The 21,732-nt window shown below is 66.4% G+C and carries 17 protein-coding genes and 2 pseudogenes; 11 read left to right on the top strand and 8 right to left on the bottom strand.

Annotation, left to right across the window (positions count from 1 at the left end):
- Positions 1-74: 74 nt before the first annotated feature.
- Positions 75-1,133, top strand: coding sequence for a Gfo/Idh/MocA family protein (locus tag NG701_RS03305; protein WP_252564515.1), 1,059 nt, complete (start codon positions 75-77; stop codon positions 1,131-1,133).
- 72 nt (positions 1,134-1,205) lie between these two features.
- On the opposite strand, the gene ald is transcribed toward NG701_RS03305, so the two are convergent.
- Positions 1,206-2,324 (bottom strand): alanine dehydrogenase, encoded by a 1,119-nt coding sequence (ald, locus tag NG701_RS03300; RefSeq protein ID WP_252564513.1) that lies wholly within the window; start codon positions 2,322-2,324, stop codon positions 1,206-1,208.
- Positions 2,325-2,557: 233 nt separating this feature from the next.
- Here ald and NG701_RS03295 point away from each other — a divergent pair, with 233 nt between their 5' ends.
- The gene (locus NG701_RS03295) at positions 2,558-3,775 is read left to right on the top strand and encodes a PucR family transcriptional regulator (RefSeq protein ID WP_252564511.1); all 1,218 of its coding nucleotides are present in this window, start codon (positions 2,558-2,560) and stop codon (positions 3,773-3,775) included.
- A 75-nt stretch (positions 3,776-3,850) separates the two neighbouring features.
- On the opposite strand, the gene NG701_RS03290 is transcribed toward NG701_RS03295, so the two are convergent.
- The 4 genes and pseudogenes from NG701_RS03290 to ptsP all read right to left on the bottom strand — a co-directional run bounded on the left by NG701_RS03290 (position 3,851) and on the right by ptsP (position 7,405).
- Positions 3,851-4,246: a helix-turn-helix domain-containing protein gene (locus NG701_RS03290; protein WP_252564509.1), complete on the bottom strand. Its 396-nt coding sequence runs from the start codon at positions 4,244-4,246 to the stop codon at positions 3,851-3,853.
- Between the two features lie 269 nt (positions 4,247-4,515).
- Positions 4,516-5,258: pseudogene (locus NG701_RS03285) on the bottom strand (DUF8817 family protein).
- 115 nt (positions 5,259-5,373) lie between these two features.
- Positions 5,374-5,652 carry an HPr family phosphocarrier protein gene (locus tag NG701_RS03280; RefSeq protein WP_056341927.1) on the bottom strand — a complete coding sequence of 93 codons (279 nt, stop codon included), beginning with the start codon at positions 5,650-5,652 and terminating at the stop codon, positions 5,374-5,376.
- Between the two features lie 67 nt (positions 5,653-5,719).
- Positions 5,720-7,405, bottom strand: coding sequence for a phosphoenolpyruvate--protein phosphotransferase (gene ptsP, locus NG701_RS03275; protein ID WP_252564505.1), 1,686 nt, complete (start codon positions 7,403-7,405; stop codon positions 5,720-5,722).
- 161 nt (positions 7,406-7,566) lie between these two features.
- Between ptsP and NG701_RS03270 the strand changes: the two genes are divergently transcribed.
- From NG701_RS03270 to NG701_RS03255, 4 genes are all read left to right on the top strand, one after another.
- On the top strand, positions 7,567-8,295 hold the full coding sequence (locus NG701_RS03270) for a TetR/AcrR family transcriptional regulator (RefSeq protein ID WP_252564503.1): 729 nt from the start codon (positions 7,567-7,569) through the stop codon (positions 8,293-8,295).
- Positions 8,296-8,344: 49 nt separating this feature from the next.
- On the top strand, positions 8,345-10,417 hold the full coding sequence (locus tag NG701_RS03265) for a PTS mannitol transporter subunit IICBA (protein WP_252564499.1): 2,073 nt from the start codon (positions 8,345-8,347) through the stop codon (positions 10,415-10,417).
- Positions 10,417-11,580: a mannitol-1-phosphate 5-dehydrogenase gene (locus tag NG701_RS03260; RefSeq protein ID WP_252564498.1), complete on the top strand. Its 1,164-nt coding sequence runs from the start codon at positions 10,417-10,419 to the stop codon at positions 11,578-11,580. Before NG701_RS03265 ends, NG701_RS03260 begins: the two co-directional genes overlap by 1 nt.
- Before the next feature lie 131 nt (positions 11,581-11,711).
- A complete protein-coding gene (locus NG701_RS03255; protein ID WP_252564496.1) occupies positions 11,712-12,233 on the top strand; it encodes a GNAT family N-acetyltransferase in 522 nt (173 codons plus the stop codon).
- Between the two features lie 18 nt (positions 12,234-12,251).
- On the opposite strand, the pseudogene NG701_RS03250 reads toward NG701_RS03255, so the two are convergent.
- From NG701_RS03250 to rraA, 3 genes and pseudogenes are all read right to left on the bottom strand, one after another.
- A pseudogene (locus tag NG701_RS03250) lies at positions 12,252-13,712 on the bottom strand (sugar porter family MFS transporter); the annotation flags it as partial.
- 392 nt (positions 13,713-14,104) lie between these two features.
- Entirely contained in the window at positions 14,105-15,766 is a 1,662-nt protein-coding gene (locus tag NG701_RS03245; protein ID WP_252564492.1) for an MDR family MFS transporter, read from the bottom strand.
- 140 nt (positions 15,767-15,906) lie between these two features.
- Complete coding sequence (gene rraA / locus NG701_RS03240) at positions 15,907-16,398, bottom strand: ribonuclease E activity regulator RraA (protein ID WP_252564490.1); 492 nt, start codon at positions 16,396-16,398, stop codon at positions 15,907-15,909.
- Between the two features lie 138 nt (positions 16,399-16,536).
- Here rraA and NG701_RS03235 point away from each other — a divergent pair, with 138 nt between their 5' ends.
- The 5 genes from NG701_RS03235 to NG701_RS03215 all read left to right on the top strand — a co-directional run bounded on the left by NG701_RS03235 (position 16,537) and on the right by NG701_RS03215 (position 21,661).
- Positions 16,537-17,841: an MFS transporter gene (locus tag NG701_RS03235; protein WP_252564488.1), complete on the top strand. Its 1,305-nt coding sequence runs from the start codon at positions 16,537-16,539 to the stop codon at positions 17,839-17,841.
- A gap of 104 nt (positions 17,842-17,945) precedes the next feature.
- Positions 17,946-18,554, top strand: coding sequence for a TetR/AcrR family transcriptional regulator (locus tag NG701_RS03230; RefSeq protein ID WP_252564486.1), 609 nt, complete (start codon positions 17,946-17,948; stop codon positions 18,552-18,554).
- 287 nt (positions 18,555-18,841) lie between these two features.
- Positions 18,842-20,041, top strand: coding sequence for an NAD(P)-dependent malic enzyme (locus NG701_RS03225; protein WP_252564484.1), 1,200 nt, complete (start codon positions 18,842-18,844; stop codon positions 20,039-20,041).
- A 118-nt stretch (positions 20,042-20,159) separates the two neighbouring features.
- Complete coding sequence (locus NG701_RS03220) at positions 20,160-20,660, top strand: DUF456 domain-containing protein (RefSeq protein ID WP_252564482.1); 501 nt, start codon at positions 20,160-20,162, stop codon at positions 20,658-20,660.
- Positions 20,661-20,695: 35 nt separating this feature from the next.
- The gene (locus NG701_RS03215) at positions 20,696-21,661 is read left to right on the top strand and encodes a hypothetical protein (protein WP_252564480.1); all 966 of its coding nucleotides are present in this window, start codon (positions 20,696-20,698) and stop codon (positions 21,659-21,661) included.
- Positions 21,662-21,732: the final 71 nt, after the last annotated feature.

Raw genomic sequence — 21,732 nt, 5'->3', positions numbered from 1 at the left:
ATCCGCGGGGAAGTGAAAGAGCGTTTGGCTTTAACCCAGATTAACTGCGAGAGCGTTGGGGTACGGTTTTGCCTATGACCGCGACTGAAGCTGAACGCACTATCCGCACCGCCGTCGTCGGCTATGGACTCTCAGGGAGCGTTTTCCACGCGCCGCTCATCGCAGCGGATCCCCGCTACTCGCTGGACGTCATCGCCACGTCCGACGCCGGCAGGCAGGCTGCCGCGACGCAGCGGTACCCGGGGGTCAATACAGTGCCCGACGGCGACGCTGTCCTTGCGCTGGCCGGGGACCTTGACCTTGTGGTGCTGGGGACCCCGCCGGCCACCCACTTTCCGCTGGCGAAGGCTGCCCTGGAGGCGGGGCTCGACGTTGTGGTGGACAAGCCTTTCGCCGTCAGCAGTGGCGAGGGGCAGGAACTGATCGCCCTCGCGGAGCGGCTGGGCCGCGTTCTCACCGTGTTCCAGAACCGGCGCTGGGACGGCGATTTCCTCACGGCCCGGAAGCTGCTGGCCGGCGAATCGCTGGGCAGCGTGACCCGCTTTGAATCCAGTTTCGAACGCTGGTCCCCGGACATCTCCAAGGCATGGAAAGCCAGCGCCACGGCAGCGGATGGCGGTGGCGTGCTGTTCGACCTCGGAACGCACCTCATCGACCAGGCGCTGTTGCTGTTCGGACCGGCCGCCGTGGCCCACGCGGAACTGCAGGCGCGGCGTCCGCACGAGAAGGTGGACGATGACGTTTTCCTGGTGCTCAACCACGAGTCCGGGGTGACCAGCCACCTGAGCATGAACATGCTCTGCGCCCAGCAGGGCCCGCGGTTCCGCATCCTCGGATCCACAGGCGCCTTCACCAAGCACGGGATCGACCCGCAGGAGCCCTACATCGTTGCCGGCGGCAGCCCTCTGGACGCGGAATACGGTGTGGAGGCGCCGAAATGGGCCGGATCCCTGGGCCGCGACGGCCATCTCGATGCCCTGCCCACGGAGCGCGGTGCCTACCCTGAGTTCTACACGCTGCTGGCGGACAAGATCCTCGACGGCGGAACCGCCTCTGCGCTGCCCCTCCCGGTGGACCCGGCAGACGCAGTCGAGGTGCTGAAGATTATCGAATCAGCCCGAAAGTTGGTTTAAGTTCAATCGACTGCTCCACAAGCGCCGTTTTGAGTCCCCATAAGGGCGCTTGTGGAGCAATCGATGGGGGTTCTAGGCAGAAACCAGTTCGTGCCAGTCCGAAACGAGGGGCAGGTTGTGCGCCTCGGAGACCGAGCGGTGAGCAACCTTGCCACCGGCGATGTTCAGGCCTGCGGCGAGGGACGGGTCGCGGTCGAATGCGGCCTTGACGCCCAGGTTGGCCAGGGCCACGGCGTAGCGCAGGGTGACGTTGGTCAGCGCGTAGGTGGAGGTGTTCGGGACGGCGCCCGGCATGTTGGCAACGCAGTAGAAGATCGTGTTGTGGACCTTGTACGTCGGTTCCTGGTGTGTGGTGGGGTGCGTGTCCTCGAAGCAGCCGCCCTGGTCCACCGCGATGTCCACGAGCACGGAGCCGGGCTTCATCCGGGAGACGAGCTCGTTGGTGACCAGCTTGGGTGCCTTGGCGCCCGGGATCAGCACGGAGCCGATGACGAGGTCGGCGTCGACGACGGACTTCTCGATCTCGTAGGAGTTGGAGGCAACCGTCTTGAGTCGGCCCTGGTACTGGGCATCCAGTTCGCGCAGGCGGTTGATGTTGATGTCCAGGATGGTCACGTCGGCACCGAGGCCCAGGGCCATCGCTGCGGCGTTGGTGCCGGCAACACCGGCGCCCAGGACAACCACCTTGGCGGGGCGGACGCCCGGTACACCGCCGAGCAACACGCCCTTGCCGCCGGCCGGAGCCATCAGCGAGGTGGCGCCCACCTGCACGGACAGTCGCCCGGCAACCTCGGACATGGGGGCCAGCAGCGGCAGCGTTCGGCCTTCCTGCACGGTCTCGTACGCGATGGCGGTGACGCCGGAGTTGATGAGCGCCTGCGTCAGTTCCGGCTCGGCGGCGAGGTGGAGGTAGGTGAAGAGGATCAGGCCCTTGCGGAAGCGGTGGTACTCGGCCTTGATGGGTTCCTTGACCTTCATGACCATGTCGGCGCGGGCCCAGACGTCATCGGCCTCGGTAACGATTTCGGCGCCGGCGATCGCGTATTCCTCGTCCGTGATCCCTGAGCCCAAGCCTGCGCCGCGTTCCACCAGGACCGTGTGGCCGTGGGTGCGGAACTCGTGAACGCCAGCAGCGGTGATGGCGACGCGGAATTCGTTGTTCTTGATCTCTTTGGGGACACCGATGATCATTTGTGGCTCCATATTCTCAGGCCAGGTAGGCCCGAAATTGCGGGGGAAGTTGTGATTCCAGAATAAATCCGGTTGTGACCCAACTGACAGGAAAGCAGGGTCCGGGGCGTGCGAGATCCGCGTCATTCCGGTAATTTTTGCTTCCATGGGTCGACAAATGTTCAGCGTGAAGGCGTCAGGTGTCGCCTGCTGTTCGTTCGCCCGGATGCCTGCCGGAGCAGTAGGGTTACCCCATGCAGCAGGACGTGGAACAACTGGTGGAGCAGGTGGCGCAGAAGCTTGGGCGGGGACTGTCGCTGGAGGACCTGGACGGCCTGCTGCTCGCTTATAGTTCCAACCAGTCCCATGCGGACCGGGTCCGGGTGAACTTCCTGTTGAGCAAGCGGGTCCCGGCCGATGTCAGCGCCTGGCAGCTTTCCCACGGCATCGCTACGGCCGTCCGTCCGGTAGCGATTCCGGCCAACCAGGAGCTGGGGATGCTGGGCCGGGTGTGTGTTCCCCTGATGGTGCGCGGTTTCCGCGTCGGCTACCTCTGGGTGCAGCAGGACTCGGCAGAGGAAAGCCCGACGGCGATCCTCTCCCAGTTGCCGGACGTGACCCCTGAGATCGAGCTGCTTTCCGCCCTGCTGCTGGACTCCAACACTGCCGAGTCCGAGTTCCGGCGGGGCCGCGAACGCGAGTTCCTGGCCGCCTGTTCCGGCGAGGCCAACGCAGTGGCCGCTGTGGCAGGCTGGAAGGAAATCCAAGGCAAAGGGCCGTGGCAGATGGTCACGGTGCTCGACGCTGATGGCTGGGCCGGCGGGCCGGACCCCATCGCCTCCACGTTGATCCACCGGTCGGCCGCCCTGCAGGCCACCGTGGGAGTGGACGTGGCGCTGTTCAGCGCCGGCACGGATACCCATTCGGTGGTGCTGTTCCGTGAGTCTGTGGGCCGGGCCAACCATGCCCAGGTGCTGGTCCACTACCAGCTGGAGCTGGCCAAACGCTCGGGCCGGCCCGTGCACCGCATCATCCTGGGCATCAGCGAGGGTTTTGCCAAGCCACGCGAGCTTGCCGAGGCCTACCGGCAGTCCAGGATGGCGGCGCAGGCGGCAGCTGTGGACCCCCAGCTCGGCGAACTGGTGGACTGCCGTGCTACCGGGGTGTACCAACTGCTCGCATCGGCGGGCGGTGGAGCCGGCGCCTGGGCTGACTCCGGGTCCGTTTTTGTGCGGATGCTGGAGGACCACGACCGCAATGATGAGCTTCTCCCCGTACTTGAGCTCATTTATGACAACGACGGCTCAGTCCAGGACGTGGCCACCAAACTCCACCTGCACCGCAGCAGCGTCTACAACCGGCTGGGCCGCATCCGGCAGCTCCTGGGCGTGGACCCGCTGAAGGGGATGCCCCGGCTGGAACTCCATGCGGCACTGAAAATGCGGCGCTGGGCGGCGCGCCCGCGGATCTAGCTCGCGCGCCGGGACCCAACGCCCGGGGACCCAACGCCCGGGACCCGCCCACGTCTGAGCCAGCTCACGCCGGAGCTAGGCCTGCTCTGGCTGCTCTTGCTGTTCAAGCTTCTTCTGCCGGTCCAGCCAGGCCATGATGGCCGCCAGCCTGATCCGGCGGTGCGTGCCACGGTATTCCACGGGGATCTCGCCGCGATCGGTCATGTTGCGCAGGTACGTGTGGGAAATCCCGGCGAGTTCGGCAGCCTGTGAGGTGGTGAGCATTTCCTCCACGCTGCTGACGGTCACCGCTTCGCCGCGGCTCAGCCGAGCGAGCAGGTCCACGACGGCGTCCCTCGCTTCACCCGGGAGGCGGTGGACGGTGCCGTCCACAAAGACCGTAATGTCGTTGCTGTCCCGGAGGGAACGCGCGAGGTTCAGGGCGTCGTCGGCGGGCAGGCCAGTCGTGACGCGTGGAGCTATGAGTGCCATGCCAGAAGCCTAACCCGAGCACCTCCTGGCTTGATCCGATCCGATCCGGGCCTCGCCTAGCCCAGACCCCCGCCCACGCCCGCGCTTCCGGAGGATTCTGCTCAATCATTCCGATCCACGCGAAGGCAGGCCCCGGAATGGCGCGGCCGCTTCTCCGGAACGCGCGAATGATGGAGCAGAATCCGACGCCCGCGCCGCACTCCAGCCACGGCAGGCACTTTCAGGAGTGAGGTCTCGGCGGGCTTTCGGGCTTTCGAAAAGCCTAGATCTCACGTTTGGAGTCCGCGGCGGAGCTCGTCTGCATTCGCCAACTCAGCTGCAAGCGCCTGCCGCGCCTCGGCGTCGAGTTCCAGGGCGTCGACGCTGTCCAGCACAGACCGGGCCAGCGAGTGGTTGCCGGTCCGCTCATGCAGCTCGGCGAGGTACACCAGCAGCGGCAGCTTCTCGGCGTCCGTCGCCTCCGGATGCCGCTGGAGCCCAGCCTCGATCACGGAGATTGCGGTCGCCTCGCTGCCATGCGCGTCGCCCTGCCGCGCCGCGTTCAACAGGACCCGGTCGAGCCGCCCCGCCGGAGCGGACACCGACCCGGAAGCCCCAGCCGACCCGGAGGCATCAGGGGCATCCTCGGAATCACCGAGTGCGCTCACCCGCAGCCAGTTGCCGCCCGGATCCACCACCGAAAAGCCGGCCGTGGTGCCCTGCTTGCGGCGCGGGCGGGTGATCCGCGGAATTCCGGAGATCGGCAACTTTCCGTAGGCGGCCCGCAGCCCCGCGGCGAACTCGTCGAAGAGCAGGCCGGTGTCCGGCACCAGCAGGATCACGCTGCCCAGCGAATTTTCGGGCTCGAAGCTTTCCACCCCGAAAAAGTGCAGGTCGATACCGCCACGCGTGAAGCACATGTAGGGATTCGGCCGTTCCTGCCGGACGTGACCTGGAAGCCGAGCGCTTCGTAGAACGGCGCCACGTCGTCCAGGCGGCGGCACGGCAGGATGGGGACGGCACGCTCGTTCATACCCTGAACCTACTCTCGGGGAGCCCTGGGCGTCGCCCGTTTCGACGGTTCCCTGCCCACCAGTTGTTTGCGAGCGTCGATCCGGCAGGGAACCATCGAAACGGCGAAGCAGAAGCTATTCGGCGTCGAGGTCCGTTTCCAGGAGCTTGACCAGCGAATCCAGTGCCGCGTCGGCGCCGTCACCTTCAGCGCGGAGCACCACAACATCGCCCTTGGCGGCGCCCAGGGTCATCAGCGACAGGATGCTCGAAGCGTCCAGCGCGTCGTCCTCCGGGTCGCCCTGCATGGCAATGGTGACCTCCACTCCCACGTCTCCGGCGGCTTCCGCAAACAGTGCGGCGGGGCGCGCGTGCAGGCCGGAGCGGCTGGCGATGGTGGCGATGCGTTCGGGCATTGTTCCTCCTGGTGGGTGCTTCTTGGTGTCTGGCTAGAGCGGCGGGCGGTTAGTCAGAGGCGTGTGCTCAGAGGCCGAGTTCTTCGAGGACGGGCAGTTTTTCCCGCACCCAGGCCTTGGCTTCGGTGGCGCTGGGCGCGGACAGGGCCAGCTTGGCCAGCTGCTGCGCCTCAGCCAGCGTGACGGTCTTCAGCACCGCGGCCACGGCGGCAAGGGACCGCGCGGTCATGGACAGGGTGGTGACGCCAAGCCCGGTAAGTACGACGGCGAGGGCCGGGTCAGCGGCCGCCTCACCGCAGACCCCCACGGGTTTGTTGTGGCCTTCCGCGCGGGAACCTTCCACCGTCAATCCCACCAGGCGCAGCACGGCAGGCTGCCACGGGGTGTTCAGGTTGGCGAGCGGGCCCAGCTGGCGGTCCGCCGCCATGGCGTACTGGGTGAGGTCGTTGGTGCCCAGACTGGCGAAGCCCACCTCGCGCAGGATGGATTCTGCGGTCAGGGCTGCGGACGGCACCTCCACCATGACGCCCGGGTTGGTGATCCCGGCAGCGGTGCACATCGAGGCGAAATGGGCGGCCTCCTCCGCGGTGGAAATCATCGGGGCCATGACCCAGACGTCAGCCTCCGAGTCCTTCTCCGCGAGGGCGATCGCCTGCAGCTGGCGCTCCAGAACACCCGGCGTGGTGAAGTCGGTGCGGTAGCCCCGGACGCCGAGGGCCGGGTTGGGCTCGGTGGCGTCGGTGAGGAACGGCAGCGGCTTGTCGGCACCGGCATCGAGCGTGCGCAGGACAACCTTCTTGCCGGGGAAGGCGTCAAACACGCTCTTGTACGCTGCTGCCTGCTCTTCCACAGACGGTTCGGTATCGCGCTCCAGGAAGCAGAATTCCGTGCGGAAGAGCCCCACGCCCTGCGCGTTGAGGCTGGCAGCGGCCACGGCATCCTTGCCGCCGCCCACATTGGCGAGGAGCGGCACCAGGTGCCCATCCGCCGTCGTGCCGTTGCCTTCAAACATGGCCAGCAGGGACGCGTTGGTTGCCCAGGCCTCGGCTGCGGCGCGCTGGGCGTCATCCGGGTCCACGGTGATGGAGCCTGCCGCGCCGTCCACAAACACCTCGGTGCTGTCGGCCAGTTCGTCCACGCCTGCGGCGGCGACGACGGCGGGCAGGCCGAGGGAGCGGGCAATGATGGCGGTGTGGGACTGCGGTCCGCCGCCGGCTGTGACGAGGGCCAGCACCTTTTCGGGGTCCAGCGTGGCCGTGTCCGCGGGTGCCAGGTCCTCTGCCACGAGGATGAACGGCGTGGAGGAGGAAGGGATGCCCGGGGCGGGCACGCCCCGAAGCTCAGCCACGATGCGGGCACGGACGTCCAGGACGTCCGTGGCGCGTTCGGCCATGTAGCCACCGAGGTTGTGCAGCATTTCGGAGACCGAGGCGCCGGCCTCCCAGATGGCGCGCTGCGCCGAGGTGCCGCGGGCGATCAGCTTGGCGGCGTTCTTCAGGAGCATGGTGTCCTTGGCCATCAACGCCGTGGCCTCCAGGACGGCCTTACCGTCTCCACTGGCGGTTTCCGCGCGGGCTTTGAGCTCGTCATGGACGGCGGCCGCTGCCGCCTTGAGCCCGGCGATGGCTTCTTCGGCTGACGTGCCGCCGGCCAGCTGCTCGCCTGCGGGGGGTTCGCTGATCGGTTTGGGCATCTGCCGGACGGTTCCGATGATGCGGCCGGGGCTGACGCCAACTCCTGGGAAGGTCTGCACTGAAGGTCCTCGTTCTCTGCCGGTAGCCAGGCTCGCCTAGGTTTATCCCGGCGCCATGCCGGGGCCGCCGCGACCACTGTGTGCGAGGGCGGAAACGTGCCTGAAAAAATTGTATGTGATTCAGTTCATATAGCAATGCTATAGGTGATAGGGTAGCGGCTATGAGTTTGGATGGCCAGCTTCCCCCCAAAATGCGTCTGCTGCGTGCAGCGGCCGAGTTGCTGGCAAAATCCGCGGGAGCATCCGTGTCCACCCGCCAGATCACGCAGCTGGCAGGGGTTACGGCGCCCACCCTGTACCACCACTTCGGTGACAAGGAAGGTCTTTTCGACGCCGTCGTCGCCGCAGGATTTGAGGAGTACGTTGCGGGCGAGAGGGACTTCGCCCCGTCCGGAAACCCGCTGGAGGATATCCGGCGGATGTGGGATAACCATGTCCAGTTCGGGCTCAAGCAGCCGGAACTGTACCTGGTGATGTTTGGCAATATCCGCCCGGAAAGCCGCCCCGCCATCGTTGCTGATGCTGAGGCGCTCATGGAGGAGATGCTGAATAAGGCAGCGGCCGCGAGCCAGCTGGACGTCCAGCCGCGCGAAGCAGCCAGGTCCATCCTGGCCGCCAACGTGGGTGTGACCCTGATGCTGATTGCGGAACCCGCCGCCGAACGGAACCTTGAACTGTCCATCATGACCCGGGACGCCATGATCTTTGCGGTGTCTGCGGCACATGCCGAAGGGGCCGCGCCGGAAGACTCCGGAAAGTCCTCGGTGGTGGTGGCAGCGATTGCCCTGAATGCCGCGCTTCAGGCATCGCACTCAGACCAGCTCTCAAGCTCGGAACTCAAACTGTTTCTCGAATGGCTTCACCGAATCTCCACCAGCACGTCGTCGTAAGTATCGGACCCATCCTGCGCTGCAGCAGGAATGACGGTTAGGAAAGCACATGGCAACAGAGACAGTTGCGAAACCCCGCACCAGCCTGCGGGTCGGCGTCCAGAAGTTCGGGACGTTCCTGTCCGGCATGATCATGCCCAACATTGGCGCGTTCATCGCGTGGGGGCTCATCACCGCCCTCTTCATTGAGAAGGGCTGGATCCCGGTCCCGGCCTTGGGCGGCTTCGGCACCAACGCCGAAGGAGCACCCAATGTGGGCCTGGTTGGCCCCATGATCACCTACCTGCTGCCGCTCCTGATCGCCTACACCGGCGGCCGGATGGTCTACGACGTCCGCGGCGGCGTGGTGGGAGCCATTGGCACCATGGGCGTCATTGTGGGCGCCGGCATCCCGATGTTCATCGGCGCCATGATCATGGGCCCCTTGGGCGGCTGGACCATGAAGAAGATCGACCTCCTGTGGGAGGGCAAGATCCGCCCGGGCTTCGAGATGCTGGTCAACAACTTCTCGGCCGGTATCTGGGGCGCGCTGCTGGCGATGCTGGGCTTCTACGGCATCTCGCCGCTGGTTCAGGCCTTCAGCACCGGAGCCGGCAACGTGGTCCAGTTCCTGGTCAACAACGGCCTGCTGCCGCTCACCAGCATTTTCATCGAGCCCGCCAAGGTGCTGTTCCTGAACAACGCCATCAACCACGGCGTGCTGACCCCGCTGGGCATCCAGCAGTCGCTGGAGCAGGGCAAGTCGATCCTGTTCCTGCTCGAAGCTAACCCCGGTCCCGGCATGGGGATCCTGCTGGCCTACATGTTCTTCGGGAAGGGCCTTGCCAAGGGTTCGGCCTCCGGCGCAGCGATCATCCACTTCCTCGGCGGCATCCACGAAATCTACTTCCCGTACGTCCTGATGCGCCCGCTGCTGATCCTGGCCGCGATCGCCGGCGGCATGACCGGCATTGCCACCCTGGCCATCACCAACTCCGGACTCGTCGCTCCGGCGGCGCCTGGCTCGATCATTGCCGTGTTCGCCCAGACCTCCCGTGACAGCTACGTCGGAGTGATCCTCGCGGTGGTGCTCGCCACCACGGTATCGTTCCTGGTGGCCTCGGTGATCCTGAAAACCACCAAGCACAGCGACGAGGTGGACCTGAACGACGCCACGTCCAAGATGGAAGCGATGAAGGGCAAAAAGAGCTCCGTCTCCTCAGTGCTGACCGGCGCCGGTGCAGGCGTGGGCACAGCTGTCCTCGCCGGCCCCATCAAGAACATCGTGTTCGCCTGCGACGCCGGCATGGGCTCCAGTGCCATGGGCGCCTCGGTGCTGCGGAACAAGATCAAGGCTGCCGGCTTCCCAGACGTCAAGGTCACCAATGCGGCGATCGCCAACCTCAGTGACACCTACGATGTTGTGATCACCCACCAGGACCTGACCGAACGCGCCAAGCCCGTCACGTCCAGCGCCGCGCACTTCTCGGTGGATAACTTCATGAACAGCCCGCGGTACGACGAGATTGTGGAGCTGGTCAAGGAGCACAACACTGAAGGCGCAACGCCCGACGCCGGTGCTACAGCCGGTACCGCCGGCGCCGCAACGGCCGCCGGCCACGGCGCGCACGTTGCCAGTACCCCGGTGGATTCGGCACCCGCCGCCGGCAGCGGTACGGCACCAGCCGAGGCTGCGGAGACGGCGGCGCCGTCGGACATCCTCGTGGCCGACAGCGTCATCCTCAACGGCACCGCCACCACCCGCGATGCCGCCATCGACGAAGCCGGCCAGCTCCTCCTGGCCCGCGGCGCCGTGGACGAGGGCTACCTCGCGGCCATGCACGAGCGCGAGGAATCCGTGTCCACCTACATGGGCAGCTTCCTGGCCATCCCGCACGGCACCAACGCCGCCAAGGACCACATCCTGAAGTCCGCGGTGTCCGTGATCCGCTACCCGGACGGCATCGACTGGAACGGCAAGCAGGTCAAGTTCGTGGTGGGCGTGGCCGGCATCAATAACGAACACCTGCACATCCTGTCCTCCATCGCGAAGGTCTTCACCAACAAGGCCCAGGTGGCCCAGCTGGAAGCGGCGACGTCCGTTGAGGAAGTCCTGGAGCTGTTCGGAAAGGTGAACGCATAGTGAAAGCGGTACATTTCGGAGCGGGGAACATCGGCCGAGGCTTTGTTGGGCTGCTGCTGCACCAGGCCGGTTATGAGGTGGTCTTCGCGGATGTCGCGGAGGCGCTCATCGACCAGTTGGCGGCAGCAGACAGCTACAACGTCCACGAGGTAGGGGAGAGCCCCACCGTCCGGACGGTGGACAACTTCCGGGCGCTGAACTCCGGCACGCAGGAAGCTGAGCTGGTGCGGGAAATCGCGACGGCGGATATCGTCACCACCGCCGTGGGGCCGCACATCCTGAAGTTCGTGGCGCCCGCCATCACCAAGGGCATCGCGGCGCGGGCCGCCGGGCTGGCGCCGCTGCAGGTGATGGCTTGCGAGAACGCCATCAACGCCACGGACATCCTGCGGGCCGAAGTCGCCGCGCTCTGGGACGACGCCGCCGGCTCCCTGGACGACGCCGCGGTGTTTGCGAACACCGCCGTGGACCGGATCGTGCCCAACCAGGCGCCGGGCCAGGGCCTGGACGTCACCGTGGAGACGTTCTACGAGTGGGTCATCGACCGGACTCCCTTCGCCGGGCGCGCGCCGGTGATCCCTGGGGCAACGTTCGTGGACGAGCTCTCGCCCTACATCGAGCGGAAGCTCTTCACCGTGAACACCGGGCACGCCTCCGCGGCGTATCTCGGGTTCGAGGCCGGCCTGGAGAAGATCTCCGATGCCATGGCCGACCAGGACGTCGCGGAAGACGTCCGCGCGGTCCTGGAGGAAACCAAGCAGCTTCTCGTGGCCAAGCACGGCTTCAACAACGACGAGCAGGAAGCCTACGTCCAGAAGATCCTGGTCCGGTTCTCCAACCCGCACCTGCCGGACACCGTGAACCGGGTGGGCCGCGCCCCGATGCGCAAGCTCAGCCGGCATGAACGGTTCATCGGCCCCGCGGCTGAACTGGCCGAACGCGGGATCGTGCCCGAGGCGCTCCTGGGTGCCATCGCCGCGGCCCTGCGCTTCACCGACCCCGCCGACGCCGAGTCCACCGAGCTCGCGCAGATCCTGGCGTCCTCATCGGCGGCAGACGCCACGGCCAGGATCACGGGGCTCGCTCCGGAGCACCCGCTGTTCGCGGCCGTGTCCACGCTGGTGGAGGAGCGCCAGGCGGAAGGTGCGAAGGCCCCGGCCTGACCCCCTCTCACTTCCTGCGGGTTTTTGGCCAACGCTCTCTCACATGGATGAGAGAGCGTTGGCGTTTAAGGCACCGAAAGTGAGAGAGCGTCTGAACGATAGGCGCGCTGGCCCTGTGGAATGCTGGGGAGATGACCACGAACCCCGGCGCCCCGACCCCCCTGCTGACCGCCGACGTCGACGGCGGGACCTTCCGCCTCAGGCACGCCGTGTCCGCGGACCTGCCCGCCATCGTGGCGCTGCTGGCCGACGATTCCCTGGGCGCCAGCCGCGAAATGGGCCACGAGATGGCGCCGTACGAGCGGGCTTTCGAAGCGATCGACGCCGACCCGTCCCATTTGCTCGTGGTGGGGGAGTACGCGCCGGCTGGGGCAGCTGACTGCACCGTGGTGGCTACCTTCCAGCTGAGTTTCCTGCCCGGCATTTCGCGGCAGGGCTCATGGCGTTCGCAGATTGAGGCGGTCCGCGTGGCGGGCAGCCTTCGCGGCCAAGGCATGGGAAACCTGCTGGTGCAGTGGGCGATTGACGAGTCCAGGCGCCGCGGCTGCACGCTGATGCAGCTGACCACGCACAAGTCACGCACGGCGGCCCACAGGTTTTACGAGCGGCTGGGCTTTAACGCGAGCCACGAGGGCATGAAGCTCACGCTCTGACAGCCCGGCCCGGGAGCATCAGCCCTTGGCGGATCCCTTGGGCACAAACAGCGTCTCCGCCTGCTCCAGGGACATGCCGTTGGTCTCCGGCACCTTGAACATCACAAAGAAGAACGACGCCGCGGCGAACAGCGCGTACATGGCGTAGGTCAGGGGCAGGGAAGCTGCGGCCATCACCGGGAAGCTGAGCGTGATGGCAAAGTTGGCCACCCACTGTGCGGCTGCGGCCAGGCCCAGGGCTCGGGCGCGGATCCGGGACGGGAAGATCTCACCAAGGAGGACCCAGACCAGCGGGCCCCAGGACGCGCCGAAGCTGACCACAAAGATGTTGGCCGCCACGAGGGCCACCGGACCCCAGGCACCCGGGAGGGAGATCTCGGAACCTGAACCGATCGCGGCAGAGAACGCCAGCGCCATGGTGCCCAGTGAAACAGCCATCCCGATGGACCCGGCCAGGAGAATGGGCCGGCGGCCGATCCGGTCCACCAGGGCGATGGCCACCAGCGTGACCAGGATGTTGGTGATGGAAGTTGCCACCGAGATGGTGAGCGAGTCCTTCTCCTGGAAACCGACGGCCTTCCACAGCGTGGTGGAGTAGTAGAAGATCACGTTGATGCCGACGAACTGCTGCAGGACGGAAAGGACGATGCCCACCCAGACCACTGCCTGCAGGCCGAAGGTCTTGCCGCGGAGCGAGCCTTTCTGGCCGGACAGCTTGTCCTCTTGGATGGCGTCCTGGATCTCGCGGATGTGCCGGTCGGTGTCCTCGGACGGGGCGATGGAGTCGAAGACCTTGCGGGCTTCGTCTTCTTTGCCCTGGAACACCAGGAACCGCGGGGATTCCGGGAGGGTGTAAGCGATCCAGCCGTAGACCACGGCAGGAACCGCTGCGGCGAGGAACATCCAGCGCCAGGCTTCCAGGCCCAGCCAGAAGGCCTGGTCCGCGCCGCCGGCGGTGGCGGCGAAGAGCGCGTCGGACAGGAGTGCGGCGAAGATACCGGTGGTGATGGCCAGCTGCTGCAGCGACGCCAGCCGGCCACGGACCTGCCGCGGGGAAATCTCGGAAATATACGCGGGTGCGATCACCGAGGCCAGGCCGATGCCCAGGCCGCCCACCAGGCGCCAGAAGATCAGGTCCCAGACGCCGAAGGCGAAGCCGGTTCCGATGGCGCTGACCAGGAACAGCAGCGCGCCGAGCTTCATGGCGGGGATGCGGCCGTACCGGTCGGCGACTTTGCCGGCGAGGAAGGCGCCTGCCGCGCAGCCCAGCAGGGCGATAGCCACGGCAAAGCCGGTGACGGCCTCGGAGAGCGCGAACTCGTCCTTGATGGCGTCCACTGCACCGTTCACCACGGAGGAGTCGAAGCCGAACAGGAAGCCGCCCACCGCGCCTGCGAGTGCCAGCCAGATCACCCGCGGCGGGATCTTGGCGGTGGTCTGCTCCTTGACGGTGGGCATGCTGCTCCCTGGGTTTGGGTTTGGGTTTGGGTTTGGGTTTGGGTTTGGGTTTGGGTTTGGGTTTGGGTTTGGGGTTTGGGGTTGGGTGGATGCGAGTGCGGACGTCGTCGGCTGCGGTACCGGCTCACAGGCCGGCGCACACGCGCTAAACAGTGTGGCACGTCACCGCCCGCCGTTCCACTTGCGACTTGTACCCTCCGAAACAGAAAGACGACGAAGGCGGGGTGTACCGCCGTCGTCGTCGTCTTCCACCTCCGTAAGGGGGGGCCGGTGCACGCGTGCGTCACGCAGGGCACCCTTTTAGCCCGGCCAGCACGGAAAAGGCCCGAATTTCCGCGGAACGACCACGGCAGGCAGCCCAAAAGACTGCCTGCCGTGACAGGACTCCGCTCAGCGCGCGGAACCCGGGGGAGCTAGTGGGCCGCCACCGCAGCTGTGTCTCCCCGCGGGGAGACCTTCGGATCCGTCAGCTTCTTGTTCGGCAGCGCAAAGCTGATCAGGAACGCGATCCCGGTGAGCACGGCCGCGGTGATCATCACGGTGTCGATCGCGTAGGCGAAGCCCTCCGTGATGGGCCGGGTGAGCACGCTGTTGGCCGTGTGGAGCCAGCTGGTGTCATTGAGCGATTCGTTCGATGCCCCGTTCTGGAAGAACTCGTAGAGCTTGGCGTTGGCGGGGTCCGCGGCCACCGCCGGGTCGCGCAGCACGGCCTGGTAGTCCGGGCTGGACATGGCTGACTTCATCGTTTCGGCGATCCGGCTCGCGGCCAGGCTGAACAGCATGGAGATGAACACGGCCGTGCCCACCGCGCCGCCCATGGACCGGAAGAATGCCGCGGAGGAGGTTCCCACACCCATGTCCTTCGGCGGCACGGAGACCTGCATGGCCAGCGTAAGCGGCTGCATGCAGAAACCCAGGCCCATGCCGAAGAACACGGCGATCACGCCGGGAACCCAGAGGCCGGTGTCCACGCCCAGGGACAGTCCCATAACCAGCGCGGCGGCGGTGAGGATGCCCGTACCCACGATGGGGAAGATCCGGTACGTGCCCGACGCCGAAATGGTGCGGCCCGCGGTGATGGAACCGGTCAGGATGCCGAGGGTGAAGGTGATCATCATCAGGCCGGCTTCGGTGGGTGTGAGCCCCTTGACCAGCTGCAGGTACATGGGCAGCATGGCGATGGCGCCGAACATGCCGATGCCGATGATGAAGTTCAGCAGCGAGGACAGGCCAAAAGTAGCGTTCCGGAAGAGCCGGAGCGGGATCAGGGCGTAATCTCCGGCGCGTTTTTCGGCCAGCAGGAACCAGATGATGCCCACCGCGCCCAGGCCGTAGCAAAGGAAGGAGTTCAGCGACGTAAAGCCCCAGCTGCGGCCCTGTTCCGCCACCAGGAGGAGCGGGACGATGGCGAGAGTGATGGCGGCTGCGCCGAAGTAGTCGATCTTCTGCTTCACGTGCTTGGCCGGCAGGTGCAGGAACATAAACACCACGGCCAGGGCCGCCAGGCCGATGGGCAGGTTGATGAAGAACACCCAGCGCCAGCCGTCAAAGCCCAGGATGTTGGCCGAACCTGCGAACGCGCCGCCCACCACCGGGCCGAGCACGGAGGAGATGCCGAACACCGACATAAAGTAGCCCTGGTATTTGGCCCGGTCCTTCAGCGACACAATGTCGCCGATGATGGTCAGCGCGAGGGCCAGCAGGCCTCCGGCGCCCAGGCCCTGGACGCCGCGGGCGATGGCCAGTTCGGTCATGGAATGCACTGAGCCGGCGTAGAGCGAGCCGACCAGGAATATGACGATCGCGATCAGGTACAGCGGACGCCGGCCGAAAATATCGCTCAGCTTGCCGTACAGCGGCGTGCTGACCGTGGACGTGATGAGGTAGGCGGTGGTGGCCCACGCCTGGAGCGACAGCCCGTCGAGGTCGTTGGCGATGGTGTAGATGGAGGTGGACACGATGGTCTGGTCCAGCGATGCCAGGAACATGCCCAGCATGAGCCCCACCATCACGGTGACGATCTGACGCTGTGTCAGGGTTTCGCCGGCGGCACGCTCAGCGGTAGTTTTGGGCACGGCTTCTCCAGGAAAGAATAAGGGATCACGCTCGATAGTTGCTTTCAGTAACTATGTTAGTTCCCGTTTCATTCCCGCTGCCAGAGATTCTTGCGGAAGCGGAGCGCCGCCCGGGCCCCCGCCCAAGCTGGAGGACCCGATCAGCGCTCCACGAGGATGCCGTCCGGATCGCACCAGACGGTGACGCCGGGACGGAAGGTCACGCCGTCGAGCACTACATCCACGTCAACTTCACCGGCGCCGGCCTTGGCGCTCTTACGCGGGTTACTGCCCAGCGCCTTGACGCCCAGGTCCAGTTGGGCGATCGCCTCGCGGTCGCGGATGGCGCCGTTAATCACGACGCCGGCCCAACCGTTCGCCACGGCGCTCTCGGCGATCATGTCCCCCATCAGGGCTGTGCCCAGCGAACCGCCGCCGTCCACCACCAGCACGGCGCCATTGCCGGAGGTGGCCAGGGTGGACTTGACCAGGGCGTTGTCCTGGAAGCAGCGGATGGTCCGCACCGGGCCGCTGAAGTGTGACCGGCCGCCGAGGGACTGGAACTGGAGTGATACGGACGCCAGTTCCTCGCCGCGCTCATCGTACAGATCGGCGGTGTTGGGGCCGTTGGTGTTGCCAGCAGATGCGGTCATTGGATCTCCAGGTGTTCAGTGTCGTGGGGCTGCGCGCTGTCCATAGCCACACAAGGCAAGCGCCGTATGACAAGCGGGGCGATGCAGCCCACGATAGTCTGATTTTCAGAATCACCAACCGTTCCAGGGGGAACCAGCATGAGCCTGTCCGACACACCCGCAGCACCGGATCCCAGCGCTGCGTCGGCTCCCGGAGCGGGATCGGAAAGCTCGACGGCGGCGCTCGCCGAGCCGACGCAGAAGGTCACCGCGCGCTGGGTGACCGGGCTGGTGCTGGTCAATGTGGGCATTAACGCCGCCTTCTTCGGCCCCATCAATGTGTTCATCGGCCAGCAAGCCATCAGCATTGACGCCCTCAACAAGGAAGCCGTCCTGTCCCTGGTGACGGGCTGTGGCGCCGCCGTCTCACTGGTGGCCAACCCGCTCTTTGGGGCCCTGTCCGACCGGACGGTCTCTGGTTTTGGCCGGCGTGCCCCGTGGGTCCTGGCCGGCGCCATCCTGGCCACGGCTGCGTTGCTGGCGATGTCCGGAGCCACGGCCGTGGCCCTGATGGTCCTCTTCTGGAGCCTGGTCCAGCTGGGCGCCAACGCAGCCTACGCGGCCATCACCGCTGCCGTGCCGGACCGCGTGCCGGTCCTGCAGCGCGGCGGAGTGGGCGGGCTGGCAGCCATGGGCCAGACCCTGGGAATCCTGCTCGGCGCAGTTTTCGGCGCGGTGGTCTCCGGAAACTTCATGGTGGGGTACACCATGTGTGCGGCCGCCCTGCTGTTCTCCGTGCTGCCGTATCTCTTCCACCGGAACGATCCGCCGCTCCCGCGGGAGGCCCGGCCGCCGTTCACCTGGACCGGGTTCCTGCGCGGTTTCTGGATCAGCCCTGCCCGCCACCCCGACTTCGCCTGGGCCTGGCTCACCCGCTTCCTGGTCAACGTGGGCAACCAGCTCACTATCGTCTACCTTCTCTTTTTCCTCCGGGACGTCATCAAGCATGAGGACCCGGCCCTGGGTGTCCTGATGCTCACGGGCATCTACGCGGTGATGGTCATGATCACCGCAGTGCTGGCCGGACCGTGGAGTGACCGTGTGGGCAAACGCAAGCCGTTTGTGATCGGCTCCTCCGCCACAATCGCCTTGGCGGGGCTGATCATGGCCTTTTTCCCGGTGTGGCCGGGGGCCCTGGTGGGGGCCGGTGTGCTGGGCATCGGCTTCGGCGCCTACCTCGCAGTGGACTTCGCGCTGCTGACCCAGGTGCTCCCGAAGGCTGCTGACCGGGGCAAGGACATGGGGGTCATCAACGTGGCCAACTCGCTGCCGCAGGTGTTCGCCCCGCTGATCGCCTTCCTCTCCCTGCAGTTCCTGGGAGGGTACGTCACGCTGTTCACCACGGCCGCCGTCATCGGCCTGCTGGGCGCTGTGTTCGTGGTCAAGATCCGAGGGGTCGACTGATTCCGGCTTTTGCCTGTGCCGCGTATAGTTGAGGCGGACTGCAGGCACACGGGATGGGGACTCTCCCTGCCGCTGCACCATAAGAACACAACCCCGGAATCCTGATGCCCGAGACCCTTTCAGCCCATCCGTCCATGGCCGCCCGGCCCTCCACGCCGCGTCAGCGGCTGCGCTACACGCGCGTCCTTGAGTCTGCCGCAGGGTTTGCCCGCAAAGGGCTGGAGTCGGTGGACCTCACGGAAATTTCGGAAAAGTCCGGTGTGCCGTTGGGCACCGTCTACCGCTATTTCCCCACGGCCAACCACCTGATGCTGTCCCTCTACCGCCAGCAGCTGGACGAGCTTCAGGGCAGGGCCCGCACGTCGGCGGCCAGCTTCGGTGGCCGCGCCCTCACTGGCGTGGTGATGGAGATCTTCCATATGCGGGTGATGCAGCCGGCAGTCGAACAGTGCCTGAGCCGCTGCGTGTACCTCAAGGACAAGGACACCACGGCGCTCCTGCATGAAATCGATGCCCTGAGCGAAACGGCTGTAGCCACCGCCTCTGACGACGCCGTAGCAGCCCGGGTGCTCCTGCTGACCGTCACTGGTCTGGTCCAGTCCGTCCGTAACCGTCGGCTCTCGCTGTTTGAGGCCGAAGAGGACCTCAAAATGGCCTGCACCTTGCTTGCTCCGGTGGCTGCCGGGGCCCGGGCTGCCCACCGATCGGCGTAACTGGTCTAGACCAGTCGGCCAATAAATACGTCTTTATGCCGTGACGTGTCTCACAAAATTGCCTGACAAAACGATTTGTCACACTCCCGGAGCCTCGAATGCACTTTCTGGAGCGTGAGCGCTGTTTATTATGGCAGGACCGGAGTGGCTGGCAACCCGCATCTGCAAGGGCTTCACCCCGGGCCCGCCACCTCTGGGCCCAAGAAGCAACGAATTCCACCTTGAGCCTCCCTGCGCTTGAGCCTTTCTGCGCCGTGCGCCCACGGCTAGCCCCAGGAGACAACGACGTGTCCATTGACGTAATCGCACCTACCGACAATTCAGCAGCCACCGCCCTGACCGAGGCCGAGATCTTCGACGCCCACCAGGGCGGGAAGCTCTCGGTGACCAGCACGGTCCCGCTGTCCAACAAGCGCGACCTGTCCATCGCCTACACCCCCGGTGTGGCCGAGGTCAGCCGCGCCATCCACAACAACCCGGATCTCGCCAAGACCCTCACCTGGGCGCAGCGCCTGGTGGTTGTGGTCAGCGACGGCACCGCGGTGCTGGGCCTGGGCAACATCGGCGCCGCCGCCTCACTGCCCGTGATGGAGGGCAAGTCCGCCCTGTTCAAGACCTTCGGCGAGCTGGATTCCATTCCCCTGGTCCTGAACACCACGGACGTTGACGAGATCGTGGAAACCCTGGTCCGCCTTCGCCCCAGCTTCGGCGCGGTCAACCTCGAGGACATCTCGGCCCCCCGTTGCTTCGAACTCGAAGAGAAGCTCATCGAAGCCCTGGACTGCCCCGTCATGCACGATGACCAGCACGGCACCGCCGTGGTGGCCCTCGCCGCCCTGACGAACGCCGCCAAGGTCACCGGCCGCGGACTCGCAGACCTCCGCGTAGTGGTTTCCGGCGCCGGAGCCGCCGGCATCGCCGTCGCCGAAATCCTGCTCGCCGCCGGCATCACGGATGTTGTCCTGCTCGATTCCAAGGGCGTCATCAACCGGGAGCGGGCCGACATCGCCGCAGACCCGCAGAGCAAGAAGTCCCAGATGGCAGGGCGCAGCAACCCCCGCAGTGTAACGGGCGGCCCCGGCGAAGCGCTGCTTGGCGCTGACGTGTTCATCGGGGTTTCCTCCTCGAAGCTGGACGAGGCGCACCTGAAGCTGATGAACGCCGACTCCATCGTGTTCGCCCTCTCCAACCCGGACCCCGAAGTCCTGCCCGAGGTGGCCGCCAAGTACGCCGCCGTGGTGGCCACCGGCCGCAGTGACTTCCCCAACCAGATCAACAACGTGCTGGCCTTCCCCGGAATCTTCCGCGGCGCGCTGGACGCCGGTGCCCGCCGGATCACGCCCGCCATGAAGCTTGCCGCGGCCCGCGCCATCGCCGAACTCGCGGAAGCTGACCTTTCGGTGGACTACATCGTGCCCAGCCCGCTGGATCCGCGCGTTGCCCCGGCCGTGACGGCCGCGGTCGCCGCAGCCGTGGAAGCCGAGTAACCACCGCAGCCACGCACTGACACAACGCCCGACGGCGGTGCCTCCCCGCGCAGGGGACGCACCGCCGTCGGGCGTTAAGCGGCGAAGCTGACCGCAGTGCCGCCCTAAACTGGGGCTCATGAACTCCGAAACCGTGGTGAGCATCCTGTGCGGCCTGGCCATCCTGGTGGGCGTGGCGGGCACCATCATCCCCATACTGCCCGGCAGCTTCCTGATCGGGCTCAGCCTGCTGGCGTGGGCCATCTGGGGCGGCGCCGGAACCACAGGCTGGGTGGTCTTCGCGGTGGGGATGGTATTTGTGCTGGCCGGCATGGCCGCCAGCGCCGTGCTGACCGGCCGGAAGCTCAGGCAGCACAGCATCCCCAACCGCAGCGTGGTGATCGGCCTGGCGGCGGGCGTGGCCGGCATGTTCATCATCCCGGTGGTGGGGCTTTTTGTGGGCTTTGCCGTGGGCCTGCTGCTCAGCGAATTCCTCCGCACCCGGAACTTCGGCACGGCAACTTCCACCAGCTGGGCAGCCCTCAAAGCCACCGGGCTGGGCATGCTGGTGGAGTTCGGACTGGCGTGCCTGGCGGCCAGCACCTGGGTGATCGGGCTCTGGGTCGCCGCGGCCACGTAGGGCGTGCCCATCGGTCCGCCACGTAGCATGGAGAGATGACCGTGGGGGATGCCAGAGGACCGATCTACCGGGACATGCGTGACCTGACGCCGTTCGGGAACGTCCACATGCAGACCCCCGTCCGGGAGCTCGCCGGCAGCGTAGGCGGGCTGATCCACGGAGTGCTGGGCGGCCGGGATGCCGCGCTGATTGCCGTGGACGGCGACGTTCCCAGGCTCAAGCGGATGCCCGGAAAAGCGGCCAAAGCCGTGCATGATGCCATCTTCACCAGTAAGGAACCGGAGCGGCTCATCGCCCTGGGCCGCGCCTATCCGGGCTGGGCCGGGCTCTGCTCCGTTATGGCCGGCCTCCTGGCGTACCAGCACGGCGGCTACCTGCGCGCGTCCGAACTCCTCCAGCGCGGCCTGTCCATCAGAAACGACGACGACGCCAACCAGTATGCGGCCACGTACCTCGCGCGTGTGGTCACCCGGGTAGAGGTTGCCGAGCGTATCGAAGTCCCCGTGCTGTTCAGCCAGGAATCGGTTTTCCTGGCACTGTCGCACTCCTTGAGGGAGACGGGCCAGCTGGAAGCCGCGCTGCAGACGGTGGCCGGGTTGCCGCCGTCGTTGCCCTCAGCCTTGGCTCGCTGCGCACTGGCGTTCGCGCTGGGACGCGACAAGGAAGTGGTGATCTGTACGGAGGGGCTGCTGAACTCCGACGACCTCTCGGCGGCCCTCCTGCTGCTCCGCGGGCGGGCGCTCCGGCGGCTCGGCGCCCACGCAAAGGCGCACGACGCCCTGAAGGAGGTGCTCCGCCGTCGGAAAACCGACGTGGTGCTCCGCAACGACGCCCTCACCGACCGTGCCCTGCTGGTGCTCGACAACGGCCGCAAATCCCTCAACCCGCGGGACTGGCTCCGCGGCAGGCCGGCGGAGCTGGAAACGTTCGAAGTCATCCGCAAGGACATTGACGAGCGCCGGCTGTGGGAGCAGGAGTGGGAAAACCTGGACGGGAAATAGACTCCGGTTGCGGGCGGCCTTACGGACCTGCCTAGTGGACCTGCCTTGTGGCCCAGGCCGCCCCGGAGTAC

The organism is Pseudarthrobacter cellobiosi (genome assembly GCF_023913815.1).
Taxonomy (GTDB): domain Bacteria; phylum Actinomycetota; class Actinomycetes; order Actinomycetales; family Micrococcaceae; genus Arthrobacter; species Arthrobacter cellobiosi.
The sequence above is the reverse complement of the archived record's forward strand: the minus strand, read 5'-3'. Positions and strand labels throughout refer to the sequence as shown.